Below are 18,817 nucleotides of genomic sequence, written 5' to 3'. Positions count from 1 at the left end.
TCACAGGTCCGGTACGAACTGCTCGATGGGGCCCTCGATGGTCTGGGTGACCTCGGGCGCCAGGTTGTTGATGATCTCCGTCGACCGGCCGCGGACGGTGACGCGGACGTTCTCGCCCACCTGGATGGCGTTGATCTCGGTGATCACCAGGTGGCCGTTGCCGACGGCGTCGGCGTACTCGCGGCCGCGGGCCTCGGCCGCCGCCAGCGCCTCCGGGGTGCCGCCGCCGATGCGCGCCGTCCGGGCCGCCTCACGCGCCGCCGCGGCCGCGATCTGGTTGCCGTGCCAGGTCAGCGAGAACTGCACGATGATGAAGATGATCAAGAACATGATCGGGGTGTACAGCGCGAGCTCGATGGCGCTCGCACCCCGCTCCGGTCTCGACCGCAGCCGTGCGAGCCGCGCCTGGACGACGTTCATCGCCTTGTCAGAGCCCGCCGCCGGGGGCGTCCGGGATGTCGATGGACTCGGCCTCGTCGGTGACGAGCCGGTAGATCACCACGCCGACGGCGGCGGCGAGGGCCACGAGGATCGCCGTGATGATGACGAACTCGATGGCCGACGCGCCGCGCTCGGGGGCGCGCCGGGCCCGCTCGGTGTGCACCTGCAGGCTCAGCAACAGCCAGCCGATGGGTGTGGCCGGCGAGAGGGGGGTGTTCATCAGGGACGTCTCCTCGTCCTCGTCAGGTGGGTGGTTCGGTTCGCGAAGGTCGTCAACTCTGCTCCAGCACCCCCATCAACGCGGGGTACACGAGGAAGAGCAGGAACCCGCAGCACAGCACCAGCTGGGCGACCAGCATGGACTGCGACCGCTGCCCGGCCTTCCCCTCGATCTCGGCCAGTTCGCGACGCCGCAGCGAGCCGGCCCGCGCGGCCAGCGACTCGCGCACCTTGGCGCCGTCCTCGGCGACCAGCGCCAGCGCCGCGGCGAGGTCGCGCAGTTCGTCGACGCCGACCTCGTCGCCCAGTTCGCCGAGCGCCGCCCACGGGGTGACGCCGTGCAACCGGGCGGTCAGCAGCGTATCGCGGATGCGCACCATGGCCCATCCGTCGCTGAGCGCCGACGCCGACTGCAGCGCCTCGGGGACGCCGCGGCCGCCGGCGAGGTTCATCGCGACGAGGTCGAGGAACGAACCGACGACGTGGCGGAAGTCGCGGCGGCGGTCGGCCGCGCTGGACCGCGCCGACAGCGTCGGGATCAGCCCGAAGATCAGCGCGAGGACGATGCCCACGATGGTGCCGGCCGGAATGCTCAACCCGATCTGCGCGACCGAGAGGATCGCGGCCAGGACCACCGGCATCAGGAAGCCGACCAGCGCGGCCAGCACCGACGTCGCGAGGTGGCCCTCGACGGACTTGCCGAGCAGCGAGAGGTCGCGGCGCAGCGAGCCGAGGTTGAGCCCCGCGCCCTCCAGCAGGCCGCGCAGCCGCCCGCCGAACCGGCGCATCGCCGCGGACTCGCCGCTGCCGGACGTGACGGTGGCGGCGGTGAGGCGGTCGCGACGGGCCCGGCTGCGCTCGGCGTCGAGCCGGGCCAGCGCGGCCGCCGGGTTGACGCGCGGCACCGACAGCACGTAGCCGAGCAGCAGCGCGCCCGCGCCGGCGATGGCGCCCGCGACCAGGACCAGCGTCACGCCCGCACCTCCCCCGGCTCGGCCGTGACCAGGAACCGGCCCGGCATCTCGAACTTCGCCAGCCGGCGCATCCAGAGGAAGCCGATGGCGAAGATCCCGATGACGACACCCAGCACGATCTGCCCGGCGGGCGAGTTGTACGGCTCGACGAAGTCGCGGTTGACGATCGACAGGCCGATCATGAAGAACAGGCTGACGCCGACGACGATCTGCACCGAGCGGCGGGTGCTGGCCCGGCCGGCCATGACCCGCTGGCGCATGTCGAGCTCGGCGCGCGCGGAGTCGGCCAGCGACGACAGCACCTGCCGCAGGCCCGGCCCGCGCAGCCGGGCGTTGAGGATCAGTGCCGACACGACGAGGTCGGCGCTGGCGTCGTCGAGGTCGTCGGCGAAGCGCTCCAGCGCCTCGGGCATCGGCATGCGGATGCGCAGCCGGTCGGCCAGCAGCCGCAGCTGCGGCTGGATGGACGGCGACGCCGCGTACACCGTGGCGGGGATGGCCTGCTCGAGGCCGACGGCGCCGGCGATGGTGTCGCGCAGCGACTCGGTCCACGACGCCAGGCCCTCCAGCCGGGCGATCGAGGTGCGCTCCTCCTTCGCCCCGCCGAACAGCGCCGGCCAGAACGCGACCAGCAGGCCGGCCCCGACGGCCGCGACCGGCCAGCGGGTCAGCGCCAGCGCCGCGATGCCGGCGACGATGCCGTACACCGTCTGCCGCCCCAGCCGCTCGACCACCGACCGGTTCGAGCCCGGCGACGGCGGCTTCGGCTCGCTGCCGCGGATCGCGACGATCAGCAGCAGCACCCCGGCGCCGACGACGGCGCCGATGAGGGTGATCAGCAGGATGGTGGGGCTCACGCGATCACGCCCGCGTTGGCGTCGTAGCCCACCGCGACGAGGTCCTCGATGCAGGCGATGGGCGCGGCCGGCACGGCGACGCCGTCGGGGCCGGAGGCGAAGATCTCGCTGGACAGCACCCGGCCGTCGACGCCGTTGATCTCGCGGATGCTGGACACGAACCGGCGCAGCCGGCCGCCCTCGGCGAACTCGTTGCGCTTCTCGACGAACACCACGAAGTCGATGGCGCCGGCGATCAGCATCATCGTCGCCTCGACCGGCAACCGCTCGACCGACTGGATGGCGTAGGTCGAGATGCGGTTGAACACCTCGATCGAGCTGTTGGCGTGGATGGTCGACAGCGAGCCGTCGTTGCCCTGGCTCATGGCGTTGAGCATGGTGACGATCTCGTCGCCCAGCACCTCGCCGACGATGACCCGGCTGGGGTTCATGCGCAGGCTGCGGCGGACCAGCTCGGCCATGGTGATGGCGCCCAGGCCCTCGGAGTTGGGCAGCCGCTCCTCGAACGCGACGACGTTCGGGTGCAGGTCGGCGAACTCGCCCAGCCCCAGCTCGAGCGCCCGCTCGACGGTGATCAGCCGCTCGCCCGCCGGGATCTCGTTCGCCAGCGCCCGCAGCATGGTGGTCTTGCCGGCGTTGGTGGCCCCGGCGATCATGATGTTCTTGCGCGCCGCGACGGCGGCGGACAGGAACGCGGCCAGCTCCTCGGTCACCGAGCCGTAGCCGACGAGGTCGTCGAGGTGCACCCGCGACAGCCGGGCACGGCGGATCGAGATGGCCGGCCGGGCACACACACCCATGACGGCCGAGAGCCGGCTGCCGTCGGGCAGGCGGAGGTCGAGCTGCGGGTTCGCGGAGTCGAACGGGCGGCTGGTGAGGCCCGAGTAGGCACCCAGGATCTGCACCAGCTCGACCAGCTCGTCGTCGCTCTCGGCGACCGGCGCGCCGTTGACCTCGCGGCCGTCGGAGTACTGGATGAAGACGTTGTCGCAGCCGTTGATGTCGATGTTCTCGACGTCGAGGTCGTCGAGCAGCGGCTGCAGCCGGCCGACGCCGAACAGCGCGGCGTGGATGCCGGAGGAGATCTCCTCCTCTTCCTCCGCCGACGGCGGCGTGCGGCCGGCCCCGATCTCGGTCCGGGCGTGCGCGTCGAGGACCCGGCTGATGACGGCGCGGGCGAACTGCCGCTCGTCCTCGCCCGACATCGGCGGGATGCCGTTGGAGGCGTCGTCGCGGCGCTGCCGGGCGAGGGTGTCGGCGACCTCCTCGCGGAGGGTGCGGACGAGGTTCTGGTCCACCGTGGTCAGCTCCTGCTCGGGATGCGCGTGTGTGCCTCGGCCAGCCGGCGCACGGAGTCGCTGAGCTCGCGGGCCGAGCGGACGAGCAGCGAGCGGTCGATGCGACGGCTCCACCGGCCGGCCAGCGCGCCCGCCGCCTTGGGGTCGTCGGCGATGCGGCCCAGCACGGTGACCTGGTGGCCGTCGTGCTGCAGCAGGCGGTCGAGGTCGCGCGGGCCCGCGGTGTCGCGGCTGTCGGTGACCAGCGCGATGCCGACCGGGATGCTGCCGGCCGAGCCGATCTGCAGCGGCTCGGCCAGCCAGCGCAGCCGCTCGCGCAGGTGCGCGTAGTACTCGATGCCCGGGCGGACCACGAACACGACGGCGTCGGCGGCGTTCATGACCGGCAGCAGCGGTGTGCCGGGGACGATGCGCCCGCAGTCGACCAGCACGTCGACCGGCATGTTCTTGAGCATGGTGCCGAGCGCGGGCCAGGCCGAGCCGATGCCGGTGAGCTGCTCGGGCCGGGTGACGCCGGCCAGCACGTCGAGGCCGCCGTCGGCGGTCTGCAGGTGCTCGGCCAGGTGGGCCTCGGCGACGCCCCGGCGCGCGGCGGCGGCCAGCGACAGCAGGCCGCGCTCGGGGTCGAGCGGCTCGCCCTCGGGGTCGCGGTGGCGCAGCGCGAGGTCGCCGCCGGCGGGGTCGAAGTCGGCGACCACGACGTCGTGCGGCCAGATGGCGCCGAGGGCGTTGACCGTGGTGGTCACGCCCGGGGAGCCCTTGGCGGACGCGAACGCGATGAGCACCTGGTCAGTCCTCCTCGGAGCCGAACGGGGTGCCCCGCTCGACCAGCGTGACGACCAGCTGGTTGGTGGCGGCCAGGCCGCCGACGGTGGCGGCGTCGCCGCGGTCGACCAGCAGCGTGACCATCGAGCCGGCCCCGCCGCCGGTGTCGCCGGTGCCCTCGGCCGCGGTGGCCGACGCGACCCGGGCGCCCTCGACGACGGTCTTGCCCTCGCCGGTGACGATGGACACGAGGTCGACGATGTCGCCGGCCCGCAGCCCGCCGGCCGGCAGGAAGCCCTGCGCGAGGAACGCGCCGACCGCGGTCTGGCCCTCCGACAGCGGCGCCTGGGTCTCCAGCATGGTGGTGTCGAGCAGCTGGCCCTGCGCCAGCGCGACCCGGGCGTACCGTCCGACGACGTCCTCGGCCTGCGACTCGGGGATGAGGCTGTCGAGCTCGGAGGCGACCTGCGTGGTCTCGAGGTCCTCGCGGGTGATCTGCTCGCCCGCGGCGACCGGTCCGGCCAGGACGAGCACCGGCGTGCGTTCGTCGACGCGCATGGCCAGCAGCGCGGCGACCGCCGCCCCGCCGACGATGAGCAGCACCGCCAGCGCGGCCAGTGCCGGGCGGCGTTGCCGCGGCGGCGACGGCAGCCGCGTGCTGTCGGCGCGGACCCGCTGGTTGCTGCGGATGCCGCGCTGTTCCCGCGCACGCTGGCGCTCGTTGGCCGCGTCAGTGGTCTGAGTTGTCCCCGCCATGAGGTGCCTCTACCGCTCCTGCCTCGTCTCCCCGTCGCTGCCGTCCCGAACCGGCCGGGACGGCCGGGTGCAGCCGGGGGGACCGGATCGGAGCCTCGACCTTCGGCAACCCCGCTGCCCCCTGGACGTTCGGGGGAACATTACCTCGGACGCCTGACCGTGGTCATGCCCCCTGCCAGATGTTCACCCAGCACGGTGGACGCTACCGGCGGCCGCTTTCACGAGGCTTTCACCGCCGCCGCTGCGTGTGTATGCGCTCGGATTGGCTACTGTCTGACCATTGCCGATCCGTCCGACCGCACAGGAGCACCCGTGTCCGAGCGCACGCTCGTCCTGATCAAGCCCGACGCCGTCCGCCGCGGCCTGATCGGGGAGATCCTGGCCCGCTACGAACGCAAGGGCCTGACCATCGTCGCGCTGGACCAGCGCACCATCGACCCCACTCTCTCGGACGCGCACTACGACGAGCACGTCGAGAAGGCGTTCTACCCCGCCCTGCGCGAGTTCGTCACCGGCGGCCCGCTGGTCGCGCTCGTCCTCGAGGGCGACCAGGCCATCGACGTCGTGCGGGCCATGAACGGCGCCACCGACGGCCGCAAGGCCGCGCCCGGCACCATCCGCGGCGACCTCTCGCTGTCCAACTCCGAGAACCTCGTGCACGCCTCCGACTCCCCCGAGTCGGCCAAGCGCGAGCTCGACCTCTGGTTCCCCGGCCTCTGAGCCCCGCGATGGCGGGTGGTTCGGTGGTGCTGTAGCGCCACCGAACCGCCCGCCATTCGTCTGTCCACAAGCTGCGGAATCACCCTGCCCCTCCGCGCTCCCGTAGCGCACGATCGCGGTATGACGCGCTCAACCGCACTCGCCCATGCCCAAGACGGTCTGATCACCCGCCAGCAGGCGATCGCCGCCGGCATGACGAAGGACGCCGTCCGGCACGCAATCCGCCGCGGCGGACCGTGGCAGCGCCTCCTCCCCGGGCTCTACGCCACCTTCAGCGGCCCCCTCACACCGGTCCACCGGCGCCGCGCAGCGATCCTGCACGGCGGCCCTGACGCCGCCATCAGTGGCACGTGGGCGGCTGAGATGCACGGGCTTGCGTACGGACCACCGGCTCAGGACGTGGTGGACGTGCTGGTTCCGTGGGACTCGGCCCGCCGGACCAACGGCTTCGTCCGGGTCTGCCGGACGACTCACCCTCCTGCGGCACAGCTGTGGGTCGACGACGACCAGTCCGGCGGCGTACCGCTCCATGTGCTGCTGGACGAGGCCGGACGTGGTCCTGTTCCCGGCGTGGTTCCCGTCGTCCCGGCCGCGCAGGCCGTCGTCGAGACCGTGGTCCGCTGTGACCTGCTGCCGGCGGACTGGCGTCCGCGCTGCTCCCGCCCGGATGGGTGCCCCGGCTGCTGGGACCACCCCGGCCACCACCGCGACCTCGCGCTGCGCAACACCCGCGCGCTCATGTGCGAAGTCGTCCAACGCCGCAGAGCCACCCTCACCGCCCTGCGCGCCGAGGTCGGAGTCGCCCCACGCCGCCACGCCGCACTGGCCAGGCTCGCCATGCGGGACATCGAGGCGGGCTGCCGCTCCGCACCTGAATGTGAGCTGCGCGACCTCGTCCGCTCCAGCCGCCTCCTGCCCGAGCCCCGCTGGAACCAACCTCTCCCCGGCCAGCGCGGCATCCACCCCGACGCCTGCTGGGAACAAGCTCGCCTCGTCGTCGAGGTCGACTCCCGCAGCTTCCACGGCTTCGGCGACGCACCCGAACGCACCGAACAACGCCGCGCGCGCTACGCCGCACTCGGTTGGCGCGTCCTCCCTGTCTCGCCAGCACGCCTACGAGCCGAACCAGTTGCCGTACTCCGCGAGATCGAAGCAGCTCACCTGATGGCGGGTGGTTCGGTGGGCCCATAGCGCCACCGAACCGCCCCTCATCCGTCCTGCTGCGCCTCGCGCGCCGCCTTCTCCCGCTCGACCTGCGGGCCGATGCGCAGCAGGACGAACCACAGCAGGGCGAAGATGCCGCCCAGGATCAGCATCTGCGGCACCACGAAGCCGGCCGCGACAGAGGCGACCTGGGCCGCCGTCCCGAGCACGTAGCCGGGCCGCCCGCGGCGCACCGTCGCCGCCCCGAGCACGCACAGCAGCGCGATGCCGCCACCGGCCAGCCAGGCCGACCCGCGGCCGACGTCGGCGATGTTGATGGCGACCGGGACCGCCAGCAGCACGACGATGACCTGGATCGACAGGATGGTGGCGGCGATGCGGTTCACGACGCCGCCCCGAACGCCACCCGCGCGTCGCCCGCCGTCACGACCGAGCCGGTGACGACGACGCCGTAGCCGCCCAGCGACTCTTCCCGCTCGGCCAGCCGCAGCCCGGTGTCGACCGCCTCGGGCAGCGGCACGGCCTGGTGCACGCGGTCCTGGCCGAACACGTCGACGGCGATGTTGGCCAGCTGGTCGACCGGCATGGTGCGCGGCGACGAGTTCTCCGTGACCACGACGGCCTCGACCACCGGCTCCAGCTCGGTGAGGATGCCCTCGACGTCCTTGTCGGCCATGGCGGCGACGACGGCGACCAGCGCGGTGCCGGCGAACTCCTCGGTGAGCGCCGCCGCGAGCGCCGCCGCGCCGGCCGGGTTGTGCGCGGCGTCGGCGAGGACGACGGGGCCGCGGCGCAGCGCCTCGAGCCGTCCGGGCGAGGTGACCCGGGCGAACGCGGCCCGGACGAGGTCGGCGTCGAGCGGCTCGCGCCCGCCACCGACGAACGCCTCGACGGCGGCCAGCGCGGCCGCCGCGTTGTGCGCCTGGTACTCGCCGTGCAGCGGCAGGAAGATCTCGTCGTAGGGGCCGGTCAGCCCCTGCAGGCCGAGCAGCTGCCCGCCGACGGCCATCTCGCGGCTGCGCAGGCCGAACTCCAGCCCCTGCCGGGCCACGGTGGCGCCGGTCTCGGCGACGCGGGCCAGCAGGATCTGCGCGGCGGTGGCGGTCTGCGGGCCGAGGATCGCGTAGCCGCCGGGCTTGATGATGCCGGCCTTCTCGGTGGCGATCTCCTCGATGGTGTCGCCGAGGTACTCGACGTGGTCGACGGCGACCGGCGTGACGACGGCGACCCGGCCGTCGGCGACGTTGGTGGCGTCCCACGCGCCGCCCATGCCGACCTCGACGACGGCGGCCTCGACCGGAGTGTCGGCGAACGCGGCGTAGGCCAGCGCCGTCAGCACCTCGAAGTAGCCCAGCGCGACGTCGTGCTTGGAGTCGACGAGGTCGAGGTACGGCCGCAGCTCGGCGAACGTGGTGGCGAAGCGCTGCGGCGTGACGGGCTCGCCGTCGATGACGATGCGCTCGGTGACCGACCGCAGGTGCGGGCTGGTGTAGCGGCCGGTGCGCAGGTTCAGCTCGCGCAGCAGCGCGTCGGCCATGCGCGCCGTCGACGTCTTGCCGTTGGTGCCGCCGATGTGCAGGACGGGGTAGGCGCGCTGCGGGTTGCCGAGGAGGTCGACGAGGTCGCGGATGCGCTCCAGCGACGGCTCGACCCGCGACTCCGGCCGCCGGGCCAGCAGCTCCGCCTCGATGCCGGCGAGGACGTCGTCGGTCACGGCGTGCCCTGCGGCAGGCCGGCCAGCTGCGCCTCGAGCCGGGCGATCTCGGCCTCGGCGGCGGTGCGGCGGCCGCGGACCTTGTCGACCTCGGGCTCCGGCGCCTTGGCCAGGAACTGTTCGTTGCCGAGCTTGCGCAGCGCCTGCTCCAGCGCCTTGCGCTCGTTCGCGAGGTCCTTGCTCAGGCGCTTGCGCTCGGCCTCGACGTCGACGGCGCCGGAGAGGTCCAGCTCGACGGTGACGGCGCCGACCACGACCTGCGCGGTGGCGGCGAAGCCGTCCTCCGGCGCCGTGAGGCGGGTCAGCGACCGGAACGCGGCGTCGTGCCCAGACAGCACCGACGCGCCGGCATCGATCACTTGGGCCGGCACCTTCTGGCCGGGCTTGAGCCCCTGGTCGCTGCGGAACCGGCGCACCTCGGTGACCAGCCGCTGCAGCTCGGCGACGGTGGCCTCGGCGGCGGGGTCGTGGCGCGACGCGTCGGGCTGCGGCCAGTCGGCGACCACCAGCGACTCGTGGCCGGTCAGCGTCGTCCACAGCGCCTCGGTGACGAACGGCGTGACGGGGTGCAGCACGCGCAGCAGGCGGTCGAGGACGTGCCCGAGCACCAGCCGGGTGTTCTCGGCAGCGGCGCCGCCCAGCTGCGTCTTCGCCAGCTCGACGTACCAGTCGCAGAACTCGTCCCACGCGAAGTGGTAGAGGGTGTCGCTGAGCTTGGCGAACTGGTAGTCCTCGAACTGGGCGTCGACGTCGGCGAGGACGGTGTTGAGCCGCGACAGGATCCACCGGTCGGCCGACGTCAGCTCCTCCGACGGCGGCAGCTCGCCCACGCGGGCGCCGCTCATCAGCGCGAACCGGGTGGCGTTCCAGAGCTTGTTGCAGAAGTTGCGCGACGCCTGGACCCAGTCTTCCCCGATGGGGACGTCGGCGCCCGGGTTGGCGCCGCGCGCGAGGGTGAACCGCAGCGCGTCGGACCCGTAGGCGTCCATCCAGTCCAGCGGGTCGACGGCGTTGCCGAACGACTTCGACATCTTCTTGCCGCGCTCGTCGCGGACCATGCCGTGCAGCGCGATGGTGTGGAAAGGCTTGTCCTCGTTGGCGTAGAGCCCGAACATCATCATCCGGGCCACCCAGAAGAACAGGATGTCGTAGCCGGTGACCAGCACCTGGTTCGGGTAGAACTTCTCCAGCGCCGTGGTCTCGTCGGGCCAGCCGAGCGTCGAGAACGGCCACAGCGCCGACGAGAACCAGGTGTCGAGCACGTCCTCGTCCTGCACCCAGCCCTCGCCGCTGGGGACGTCGTCGTCCGGGCCGACGCAGACCACCTCGCCGCCGGGCCCGTACCAGACCGGGATGCGGTGGCCCCACCACAACTGCCGCGAGATGCACCAGTCGTGCATGTCGTCGACCCAGCCGAACCAGCGCGACTCCATCGACTTCGGGTGGATGGCCACCCGGCCGTCGCGGACGGCGTCGCCGGCGGCCTGCGCGAGCGGGCCGACCTTGACCCACCACTGCAGCGACAGCCGCGGCTCGACGACGGTCTTGCAGCGCGAGCAGTGGCCGACGGCGTGCACGTACGGCCGCTTCTCCGAGACGATGCGGCCCTCGGCGCGCAGCGCGGCGACGACGGCCGGGCGGGCCTCGAAGCGGTCGAGCCCCTGGAACGGGCCGTGCGCGGTGATGACGCCCTGCTCGTCCATGATGGTGAGCATCGGGAGGTCGTGGCGCCGGCCGATCTCGAAGTCGTTGGGGTCGTGCGCCGGCGTGACCTTCACCATGCCGGTGCCGAACGACGGGTCGACGTGCGGGTCGCCCACGATCGGGATGCGCCGGCCGGTCAGCGGGAGGTCGACCTCGGTGCCGATGAGGTGCTTGTAGCGCTCGTCGTCGGGGTGCACGGCCACGGCGGTGTCGCCGAGCATCGTCTCGGCCCGCGTGGTGGCCACCACGACGTCGTCGCTGTAGCGGATCGAGACCAGCTCGCCGTCGTCGTCACTGTGCTCGACCTCGATGTCGGACAGCGCGGTGTGGCAGCGCACGCACCAGTTGATGATGCGCTCGGCGCGGTAGATCAGCTCGTCGTCGTAGAGCCGCTTGAAGATGGTCTGGACCGCGCGGGACAGGCCGTCGTCCATGGTGAACCGCTCGCGGCTCCACGCGACGCCGTCGCCGAGCCGGCGCATCTGCGCGAGGATGCGCCCGCCGGACTCGGCCTTCCACTCCCAGACCTTCTCGACGAACGCGTCGCGGCCGAGGTCGTGGCGCGACACGCCCTCCTTGGCCAGCTCGCGCTCGACGACGTTCTGGGTGGCGATGCCGGCGTGGTCCATGCCCGGCATCCACAGCGCCTCGTACCCCTGCATGCGCCGCCGCCGCACCAGCGCGTCGATGAGCGTGTGCTCGAACGCGTGGCCCAGGTGCAGAGACCCGGTGACGTTCGGCGGCGGGATGACGATGCAGTACGGGGGCTTGTCGCTCTTCTCGTCGGCCTCGAAATAGCCGCGCTCGACCCAGCCCTCGTAGAGCGGCGCCTCTACCGCCGCCGGGTCGTAGACGGACGGCAGGGTGGGCTCGGGAAGAGTGGACTCGGTCACGCCGCGGAATTCTACTGCGCACGGTCGCCGGATACCGTACGGACCATGGCCTTCGTGATCTACGGCGCCGGCGCCGTCGGCGGCGTCCTGGGTGCGCGCCTGCACTCCGCTGGGGTCGACGTGCGGCTCATCGCCCGCGGCGCGCACCTGTCCGCCGTCCGTTCCCGCGGGCTGCGACTGGAGTCGCCCGAGGGCGCCACGACGGTGCCGGTGCCCGCGTACGGGTCACCCGCCGAGGCCGGCGTCGAGCCCGGCGACGTCGTCGTCCTCACCATGAAGAGCCAGGACACCCCGGCCGCGCTGGAGGCTCTGCGCTCCTCCACCGCGCCGTCGACGCCGGTCGTGTGCGCTCAGAACGGCGTGGCCAACGAGCGGCTGGCGCTGCGGCTGTTCTCGCACGTCTACGGCGTGTGCGTGATGTTCCCCGCGGCCCACGTCGAGCCGGGCGTCGTCCAGGCGCGGTCGGCGCCGGTGCCGGGCCTGCTCGACCTCGGCCGCTACCCCGCCGGCGTCGACGAGACCGCGCTGTCGGTGGCGGCCGCGTTCACCAAGGCCGGGTTCGTCTCCGAGCCGCGCGACGACATCATGCGCTGGAAGTACCGCAAGCTGGTCATGAACCTCGGCAACGCGGTCACCGCCCTGTGCGGCACCGGCTCGGGCTCCGCCGCGCAGGTCACGGAGCTGCTGCGGGCCGAGGGCGAGGCCGTGCTGGCCGCCGCCGGCATCGACGTCGTCGACGACGAGACCGACCGTGCCCGGCGCGGTGACCTGCTGCGGACGCCCGCGTTCGAGGGCCAGGCGCCCGGCGGCGGGTCCTCGGTGCAGAGCCTGCTGCGCGGCACCGGCACCATCGAGGCCGATCACCTCAACGGCGAGATCGTGCTGCTGGGGCGGCTGCACGGCGTGCCGGCCCCGGCGAACGAGCTGGTCAGGCAGCTCGCCGTGGTGGCGGCGCGGGACCGGCGGGCGCCCGGCTCGGTGCCGGCGGACGATCTGCTGGCGCGCCTGGCGGCCTGACGCTTCGTGCTCTGCCGGCCTGGCGGTTCGCCGGGGAGTGGCGACAGTTGGCCGTCCCCCTGATAGGTGGACGGGGAAGGACTGGGCACGCCCCGGCCACCGTGGCGGCGGACGGCCCACTAGCGCAAAGCGGCGCACGAGAGCCAAGCGGCGAACCGGCGCACGGAACGCGTCAGTCCGGCGAACCAGCCGTCAGCACGATCTTGCCGCACAGATGCCCGGTCTCGCTGAGCTCCTGCGCCGCCGCGACCTGCTCGAGCGGGAACGTGGCCGCGATGGGCATGCGGACCGTACCCTGCTCGACCAGCGGCAGCACGGTCTCGAACACCTGCGGCAGCGGCAGGTCGGCGCTCCAGCTGGCCCGTACGCCGTACTGCGACGCGGAGCCGTCGGCGATGGTGACGACCCGGTCCGGGCCGCCGGCCAGCTCGATGGAGACCGGCAGCACGTCGCGCCCGGACGCGTCCACCACGGCATCGACGCCGCCCGGCGCCAGCGCACGCACCCGCGCCGCCAGACCGTCGCCGTAGAGGACGGGTTCGACGCCGAGGGAGGAGAGGAACTCGTGGTTGGCCGGGCCGGCCGTGCCGAGGACCCGGGCACCGCGGGCCAGCGCCAGCTGGCTGGCCACCAGCCCGACGGCGCCCGCGGCGGCGTGCACGAGCACAACGTCGCCGGCGCGGACCTCGAGCAGGCGGACGACCCGGAACGCCGTCTCGCAGGCCACGGGCAGCGCGGCCGCCTGCACGAACGTCATGCTGCCGGGCTTGGCCACCAGCCCCGCGGCCGGGACGACGACGTGGGTGGCGGCCGAACCGGGCGCGAGCCCGAACACCGCGTCGCCCACCGCCCAGCCGGTGACGTCGGCGCCGAGGGCATCGACGACGCCGGAGCATTCCAGGCCGACCCGCACCGGCGCGGGCGGCGCGGCCTCGTGCGCGTACAGGCCGCGCCGCGCCTTGGAGTCGAACGGGTTGACGCCGGCGGCGTGCACGGCGACGCGCACCTCGCCGGGCCCCGGCTCGGGCAGCTCGATGGTGTCCAGCGACAGCACGCCGGGGCCGCCGTACCGGGTGTACCGGACGGCCTGGGCGGCGCTCACCAGCTCACATCCACGGGCATCCCCTCGGTGTACCCCGAAGCGCTCTGGACACCCACGACGGCCCGCTCGCGGAACTCCTCGATGGTCGCGGCGCCGACGTAGGTGAAGGCGCTGCGCACGCCCGCGACGATGGTGTCGACGAGGTCCTCGACGCTGGGCCGCGACGGCGACAGGTACATGCGCGCCTGCGAGACGCCCTCCTCGAAGATGCCCTTGCGGGCCCGCTCGAACGCGGAGTCCTCGGCCGTGCGCAGCCGGACCGCGCGGGCCGACGCCATGCCGAAGCTCTCCTTGTACATCCGGCCCTCGCCGTCGCGCAGCACGTCGCCGGGCGACTCGTAGGTGCCGGCGAACCAGGACCCGATCATGACGTTGTCGGCGCCCGCGGCCAGCGCCAGCGCGACGTCGCGCGGGTGCCGCACACCGCCGTCGGCCCAGACGTGGACGCCCAGCTCGCGGGCGCGCGCGGCGCACTCGAGGACCGAGGAGAACTGCGGCCGGCCGACGCCGGTCATCATGCGGGTGGTGCACATGGCGCCCGGCCCGACGCCGACCTTGACGATGTCGGCGCCCGCCGCGACGAGGTCGCTGACGCCGTCGGCCGTGACGACGTTGCCGGCGACGACGGGGACCTGCGGGTCCAGCGCGCGGACCCGGCGCAGGACGTCGAGCATGCGTTCCTGGTGGCCGTGCGCGGTGTCGACGACCAGCACGTCGGTTCCGGCCGCGAGCAGCGCCTTCGCCTTGCCCTCGACGTCGCCGTTGATGCCGACCGCCGCGCCGATGCGCAGCCGCCCGCCGTCGTCGAGCGACGGCTCGTACAGGGTGGCCCGCAGCGCCCGCTCGCGGGTCAGGATGCCGGAGATGCGCCCGTCCGGCCCGACCACCGGGGCCAGCCGGTGCCGTCCGTCGTGCAGCTGGGTGAACGCCTCTTCGGGCGCGACGCCGGCGGGCAGCGTCAGCAGCTCGCGCGACATCACCGAGTGCAGCTGGGTGAAGCGGTCGACGCCCTGGCAGTCGGCCTCGGTGACGACGCCGACGGCGCGGCCGTCCTCGACCACGATGACGGCGCCGTGGCCGCGCTTGGGCAGCAGGTTGTACGCCTCGCCGACGGTGCCGTCGGGCGGCATGGTGAGCGGGGTGTCGTAGACGGTGTGCCGGGCCTTCACCCACGCGATGACGTCGGCGACGACGTCGGGCGGGATGTCCTGCGGGATGACGGCGAGGCCGCCGCAGCGCGCCAGCGTCTCGGCCATGCGCCGCCCGGACACCGCGGTCATGTTCGCCGCGACCAGCGGGATGGTCGTGCCCGTGCCGTCGGCCGTGGTGAGGTCGACGTCGAGCCGCGACCCCACCTGGGACCGGTTCGGCACGAGAAACACGTCGCTGTAGGTGAGGTCCTGGTCAGGGACCCGGTCGTGCAGGAACCGCATGTGTCGCCTCCCCCGGCTCGGCCGGGATCCAGCCTATCCGGCGCCGCTCCGCGGCCCGTCGAGCAGTACCGGCGGCTCGGCCAGCGTGGCGTGCAGCGGCTCGGCGGGGACGATCCACGGCGTGCCCGGCGCGCCGCCCGGGTCGGCCCGCCAGGCGTGCGCCACCCGTTCGACCGTCACGGGGTACAGCGTCAGCGACCCGTCGCGGCCGATGTGGAAGCGCAGGAAGCTCTTGTGGTCCTCGATGCCCAGGCCCGCGTACAGCTCGTTGACGTTGACGTCGAAGTACCGCGCGACCAGCAGGTACGCACCGACGACCCAGGTGTCGAGCAGCCCGGCGACCGGCCCGTAGACGGCGAACGTCAGCAGCGTCGCCCAGGGGTTCGGCAGGTCCGACAGCGGCAGCGCCGACCACGCCGCCGCTCCCCCGAGCGCCAGCGCCACGTGCGGCACCGCATGGAGCACCGCCGCGGCGATGTGCTTGCGCGTCCGCACGCCCAGGACCAGCGTGAACACCGCGGTCCCGACCAGTACGGCGGCCACCCCGGTGACCGTCGCGGGCGTGATGAAATGGTCCGGCGACGTGACGAAGGCCAGCATGAGCAGCGTCTGCATGACCCCGAGCAGCCCGACGAAGCCGGGGTTGCGCCGCGGCAGCCGGGCGAACACCTGCCACCCCAGCCGCCGCGACGCCGGCTGCGACGGGTACGCCGCGGCCAGCTCGTAGCGTTGCGGGGTGCTGCGCCGCCGGGTGATGGTCTGTTCCGGCGGGACGTCGACGGATTCGGGCAGGTGGTCGGTGCCGACGAGGTAGGCGCCGCCTCCGCCGCAGGTCACCAGCTGGCGGCCGCGCCCGTCCGGCCCGTCGCCGGCGTAACGCGCGTAGTGGTGCATGTCGCCGGAGAGCAGCAGCGGGATGCGGGCGCCGGTGGGCTCGATGATCGTGCGGATGAAGTAGTCGAGGCTGTCGTAGGCGTCGGGCCGCTCGTGCGTCTTGACCCACGACGGCTGGGCCGGCGCGAGAATGATCCGGCTCTCCGGCGACAGGCGCTCGGCGACGCGGCGGAAGTAGTCCAGCTGCGGCTCGTCGATGTACGAGGACAGCTGGATGTCGACGGCGAACAGCCACCACCCGTGCGGCAGCTCCAGCGCGAAGTAGCTGCGTCCCTGCCGGGTGCGCCAGCCGCCGATCTCGTCGCCCTGCGCGAACAGCCGCAGGAACGCCGTCAGGCCGTCGTACCAGTCGTGGTTGCCGGGCAGCGCGTACAGCGACGGCGTCTCGGCGGCGAGGTCGGGCAGGGCGGCGCGGTACGGGCCCTTCCAGCGGTTCTCGTAGGCCGGGCTGGACGCCGTCGGGTACACCTGGTCGCCGCCGAGCACGAGCAGCGCGCCGCGCGGCAGCAGCCGGCCGTCGTCGAGCATGAGCTCCGGCCGGGCCAGCAGCGACGCGACCGAGTAGGTGGCGTCGAAGCCGTCACCGACGTCGGCGGTGTAGTCGAACCACAGCTCGTCGGCGGCGGAGTGGTCGTAGGCGCGGTCGGGCAGCGCCGCCTGCAGCTCGCGTTTGTCGAGGTAGCCGCCGAACAGGTACGCGAGCAGGACGCGGACGGCGGTGCCGGCGAGCAGGCCGGGGTTCAGCCAGGGCACCGGGCGCTGCCGCACGAACCCGGTCTCCGCCGGGCTGAGGTCGCGCGGCCGAGGCGCGGGTGCGGGCATGGTTGGTCACCCTACGGTCAGGCCGTGGGGTGATCAACCATCGCGCGCAGCCGTAGTTCGAGCATGGCCGCGAACCGCGCGTCGGGGTCGGCGAGGTCCAGCCCGCCGATCTCGCCGACCCGCCGCAGCCGGTACCGGAACGTGTTGACGTGCACGTGCGTGGCCGCCGCGGCCGCCGTCACGTCGCCGAACGCGTCGAGCCAGGCGCGCAGCGTCGGGACCATCTGCGCGCGGTGCCGGCGGTCGTAGGCGGCCAGCCGGGCCACCGGGCCGGACGGAACCTGCCGCTCGGCCGCCATCGCGCTGCCCAGCTCCAGCAGGAAGGCGGAGATCTGCACGTCGATGAGCCGGGCGACGCGGGCGCCGGCCGGGCGGGTCCGCAGCACCCGCACCGCGCGGTCGGCGTCGGCGCGCGACTGCGGCAGCCCGGCCGGCCCGGCCGCGACCCCGCCGATGCCGACGACGACGCGGCTGCGCGCGCCGATGCGGCTGAGGAACTCCTCGGCGACGGCGACCGCGCGCAGGTCGGCGTCCGGCCCGTCACCGGCCAGCGGGATGACGCCGTAGACGACGCCGCCGACCAGCGCCACCGCCGACCGCGGGTGGACGGCGGCCAGGTGCAGCGCGAACGCCCCCGCGACCCGCTGGAGGTCGGCCTCGACGGAGGACGGCTCGGCCTCGCCGGGCACGGCCAGCGCCAGCACGCAGGCCGGACCGCCGGCCAGGCCCAGCCGGCTGGCGGCGTCTCCGGCCGCCGGGCCGCCCTCGACCACCGTCGCGACCAGCTCCGCCCGCAGCCGCCGCTCGACGTCCGCACCGGCGCGGTGCCGCAGCATGTGCAGCGCGACCAGCTTCGCCGCGTCGACGAAGGCCTGCTCGCGCTCGGCGCTCAGCGGCTCCCGGACGGCCGCCCACATGGAGCCCAGGATCTCGTCGCCCGCACGCACCCGGATCGCCACCCGCGGCAGCCCGGTGCCCTCGATCTCCGGCAGGTATACCGGCTGGTCGGACGCGTACAGCGCACGGAAGGCGCCCTGCCGCTCCAGCTCGCGCAGGTAGCGTTCGGGCACCTGGCGGCCGAGCACGGTCTCCTTGCGCCCCTCGTCGGCGCGGTCCTGGTCGGCGGAGAACGCGAGGATGCGCGAGTTCAGGTCCTCGATCGTCAGCGGGGCGTCCAGCAGCGCCGACACCGCGCCGGCCAGCGCGAACAGGTCGCCCGCGCCGGCGCCCGCCAGCGTCTGGTCGTCGACCCCGCCGAGGTCGTCCAGCGCCAGCAGGCTGCGCAGCATGGCCGCGACCTGCGCCCACGAGGCGCCGCGGGTCAGGCCGAACAGCACCAGGCCCTCGTCCGCGACCGCCCGCCGCACGTCCTCGTCGATGTCGACCGGGACCCGCAGCACCAGCCCGACCGCGCCCTCGGCGGCGACCGACCGCACCACCTCCGCGATCTCGCCCGACGACGCCAGCCCCACCCCCAGCACCAGCGCGTCGGCCGGCATCGACGGCGGGTCCAGCGGGTCGTGGATGACCACCCCGCCCACCGAGCGGCCCGGCTCGACCCGCCCGGCCACCACCTCGAGCAGCGTCGACCCGAGATCGTCGAGGACACGGCCGAGCGTGGCCCTCGGTCGCAGGGTCATGCGCAACACCTCTGAAGCCAAACACGCGGACGACCGGCAGGAGTTCGTCGAACTCTACAATCCGCGCTGCCCGCTTCGTGCGCGGACACGAATGCCGTTGGACCCTATGTGTGCGCCATCCGGTGCCGAAGCGGTGTGCGTGAGCGTCACTGAGCCACCGCAGGACGTCGCCGCCGAGCAGTCGGTGCTGGGCGGCATGCTGCTGTCCAAGGACGCCATCGCCGACGTCGTCGAGATCATCCGCGGCCGCCGAGGCGCCGGTCCAGCGCGCTTTGCAATGAGCACCCATACGCACCGGTGCGTATGGGTGCTCATTGCAAAGGCGGCCGAGCGACCCCCTCTCGTCAGGCGGCCGAGCGACCCCCTCTCGTCAGGCGGCCGAGCGACCCCCTCTCGTCAGGCGG

The 18,817-nt window shown here is 73.6% G+C and carries 17 protein-coding genes and 1 pseudogene; 4 read left to right on the top strand and 14 right to left on the bottom strand.

What is annotated here, in order from left to right; translation table 11 throughout:
* Genes BLV02_RS31535 through BLV02_RS31505 form a run of 7 tightly spaced genes read right to left on the bottom strand, consistent with a single transcriptional unit; the run spans window position 1 to window position 5,310 of the window.
* Window positions 1–420, bottom strand: a complete 420-nt coding sequence (locus BLV02_RS31535; RefSeq protein ID WP_069112120.1) for a TadE/TadG family type IV pilus assembly protein — start codon at window positions 418–420, stop codon at window positions 1–3.
* Window positions 421–427: 7 nt separating this feature from the next.
* Window positions 428–661 carry a hypothetical protein gene (locus BLV02_RS31530; protein WP_216094280.1) on the bottom strand — a complete coding sequence of 78 codons (234 nt, stop codon included), beginning with the start codon at window positions 659–661 and terminating at the stop codon, window positions 428–430.
* 52 nt (window positions 662–713) lie between these two features.
* The gene (locus BLV02_RS31525; RefSeq protein ID WP_069112121.1) at window positions 714–1,634 is read right to left on the bottom strand and encodes a type II secretion system F family protein; all 921 of its coding nucleotides are present in this window, start codon (window positions 1,632–1,634) and stop codon (window positions 714–716) included.
* A complete protein-coding gene (locus BLV02_RS31520; RefSeq protein WP_069112122.1) occupies window positions 1,631–2,491 on the bottom strand; it encodes a type II secretion system F family protein in 861 nt (286 codons plus the stop codon). The genes BLV02_RS31525 and BLV02_RS31520 overlap by 4 nt, the downstream gene beginning before the upstream one ends.
* Window positions 2,488–3,789 carry a TadA family conjugal transfer-associated ATPase gene (locus BLV02_RS31515; RefSeq protein ID WP_069112123.1) on the bottom strand — a complete coding sequence of 434 codons (1,302 nt, stop codon included), beginning with the start codon at window positions 3,787–3,789 and terminating at the stop codon, window positions 2,488–2,490. The genes BLV02_RS31520 and BLV02_RS31515 overlap by 4 nt, the downstream gene beginning before the upstream one ends.
* A 5-nt stretch (window positions 3,790–3,794) precedes the next feature.
* A complete protein-coding gene (locus BLV02_RS31510) occupies window positions 3,795–4,574 on the bottom strand; it encodes a CpaE/TadZ family protein (RefSeq protein WP_069112124.1) in 780 nt (259 codons plus the stop codon).
* A 4-nt stretch (window positions 4,575–4,578) separates the two neighbouring features.
* Window positions 4,579–5,310 carry an SAF domain-containing protein gene (locus BLV02_RS31505; protein ID WP_069112125.1) on the bottom strand — a complete coding sequence of 244 codons (732 nt, stop codon included), beginning with the start codon at window positions 5,308–5,310 and terminating at the stop codon, window positions 4,579–4,581.
* Between the two features lie 312 nt (window positions 5,311–5,622).
* Between BLV02_RS31505 and ndk the strand changes: the two genes are divergently transcribed.
* Window positions 5,623–6,030, top strand: coding sequence for a nucleoside-diphosphate kinase (ndk, locus tag BLV02_RS31500; RefSeq protein ID WP_069112126.1), 408 nt, complete (start codon window positions 5,623–5,625; stop codon window positions 6,028–6,030).
* Between the two features lie 120 nt (window positions 6,031–6,150).
* Window positions 6,151–7,221 (top strand): PDDEXK family nuclease, encoded by a 1,071-nt coding sequence (locus BLV02_RS36070; protein WP_141711632.1) that lies wholly within the window; start codon window positions 6,151–6,153, stop codon window positions 7,219–7,221.
* A 17-nt stretch (window positions 7,222–7,238) separates the two neighbouring features.
* On the opposite strand, the gene BLV02_RS31490 is transcribed toward BLV02_RS36070, so the two are convergent.
* From BLV02_RS31490 to BLV02_RS31480, 3 genes are read right to left on the bottom strand one after another with little or no spacing between them, the layout of a single operon-like run.
* Window positions 7,239–7,580 (bottom strand): DUF4233 domain-containing protein, encoded by a 342-nt coding sequence (locus tag BLV02_RS31490; RefSeq protein WP_069112128.1) that lies wholly within the window; start codon window positions 7,578–7,580, stop codon window positions 7,239–7,241.
* Window positions 7,577–8,908 carry a bifunctional folylpolyglutamate synthase/dihydrofolate synthase gene (locus BLV02_RS31485; RefSeq protein ID WP_069112129.1) on the bottom strand — a complete coding sequence of 444 codons (1,332 nt, stop codon included), beginning with the start codon at window positions 8,906–8,908 and terminating at the stop codon, window positions 7,577–7,579. The genes BLV02_RS31490 and BLV02_RS31485 overlap by 4 nt, the downstream gene beginning before the upstream one ends.
* Window positions 8,905–11,505: a valine--tRNA ligase gene (locus BLV02_RS31480; protein WP_069112130.1), complete on the bottom strand. Its 2,601-nt coding sequence runs from the start codon at window positions 11,503–11,505 to the stop codon at window positions 8,905–8,907. Before BLV02_RS31480 ends, BLV02_RS31485 begins: the two co-directional genes overlap by 4 nt.
* A 45-nt stretch (window positions 11,506–11,550) precedes the next feature.
* On the opposite strand from BLV02_RS31480, the gene BLV02_RS31475 reads away from it, so the two are divergent.
* Complete coding sequence (locus tag BLV02_RS31475; RefSeq protein WP_069112131.1) at window positions 11,551–12,522, top strand: ketopantoate reductase family protein; 972 nt, start codon at window positions 11,551–11,553, stop codon at window positions 12,520–12,522.
* 172 nt (window positions 12,523–12,694) lie between these two features.
* Here BLV02_RS31475 and BLV02_RS31470 read toward each other — a convergent pair whose 3' ends face one another.
* The 4 genes from BLV02_RS31470 to BLV02_RS31455 are packed head-to-tail and all read right to left on the bottom strand — an operon-like array spanning window position 12,695 to window position 18,413.
* Entirely contained in the window at window positions 12,695–13,624 is a 930-nt protein-coding gene (locus tag BLV02_RS31470; protein WP_069112132.1) for an NADP-dependent oxidoreductase, read from the bottom strand.
* Window positions 13,621–15,057, bottom strand: coding sequence for a GuaB1 family IMP dehydrogenase-related protein (locus BLV02_RS31465; protein WP_069112133.1), 1,437 nt, complete (start codon window positions 15,055–15,057; stop codon window positions 13,621–13,623). The genes BLV02_RS31470 and BLV02_RS31465 overlap by 4 nt, the downstream gene beginning before the upstream one ends.
* A gap of 33 nt (window positions 15,058–15,090) precedes the next feature.
* The gene (locus tag BLV02_RS31460) at window positions 15,091–16,773 is read right to left on the bottom strand and encodes a metallophosphoesterase (protein WP_069112134.1); all 1,683 of its coding nucleotides are present in this window, start codon (window positions 16,771–16,773) and stop codon (window positions 15,091–15,093) included.
* A 17-nt stretch (window positions 16,774–16,790) separates the two neighbouring features.
* Window positions 16,791–18,413 carry a PucR family transcriptional regulator gene (locus BLV02_RS31455; RefSeq protein ID WP_069112135.1) on the bottom strand — a complete coding sequence of 541 codons (1,623 nt, stop codon included), beginning with the start codon at window positions 18,411–18,413 and terminating at the stop codon, window positions 16,791–16,793.
* A 106-nt stretch (window positions 18,414–18,519) separates the two neighbouring features.
* On the opposite strand from BLV02_RS31455, the pseudogene BLV02_RS38140 reads away from it, so the two are divergent.
* A pseudogene (locus BLV02_RS38140) lies at window positions 18,520–18,661 on the top strand (DnaB-like helicase N-terminal domain-containing protein); the annotation flags it as partial.
* Window positions 18,662–18,817: the final 156 nt, after the last annotated feature.

Source organism: Jiangella alba, assembly GCF_900106035.1.
GTDB classification, from domain to species: Bacteria; Actinomycetota; Actinomycetes; order Jiangellales; family Jiangellaceae; genus Jiangella; species Jiangella alba.
Note: the sequence above shows the minus strand (reverse complement) of the source record. Positions and strands in the feature narration are given on the sequence as shown.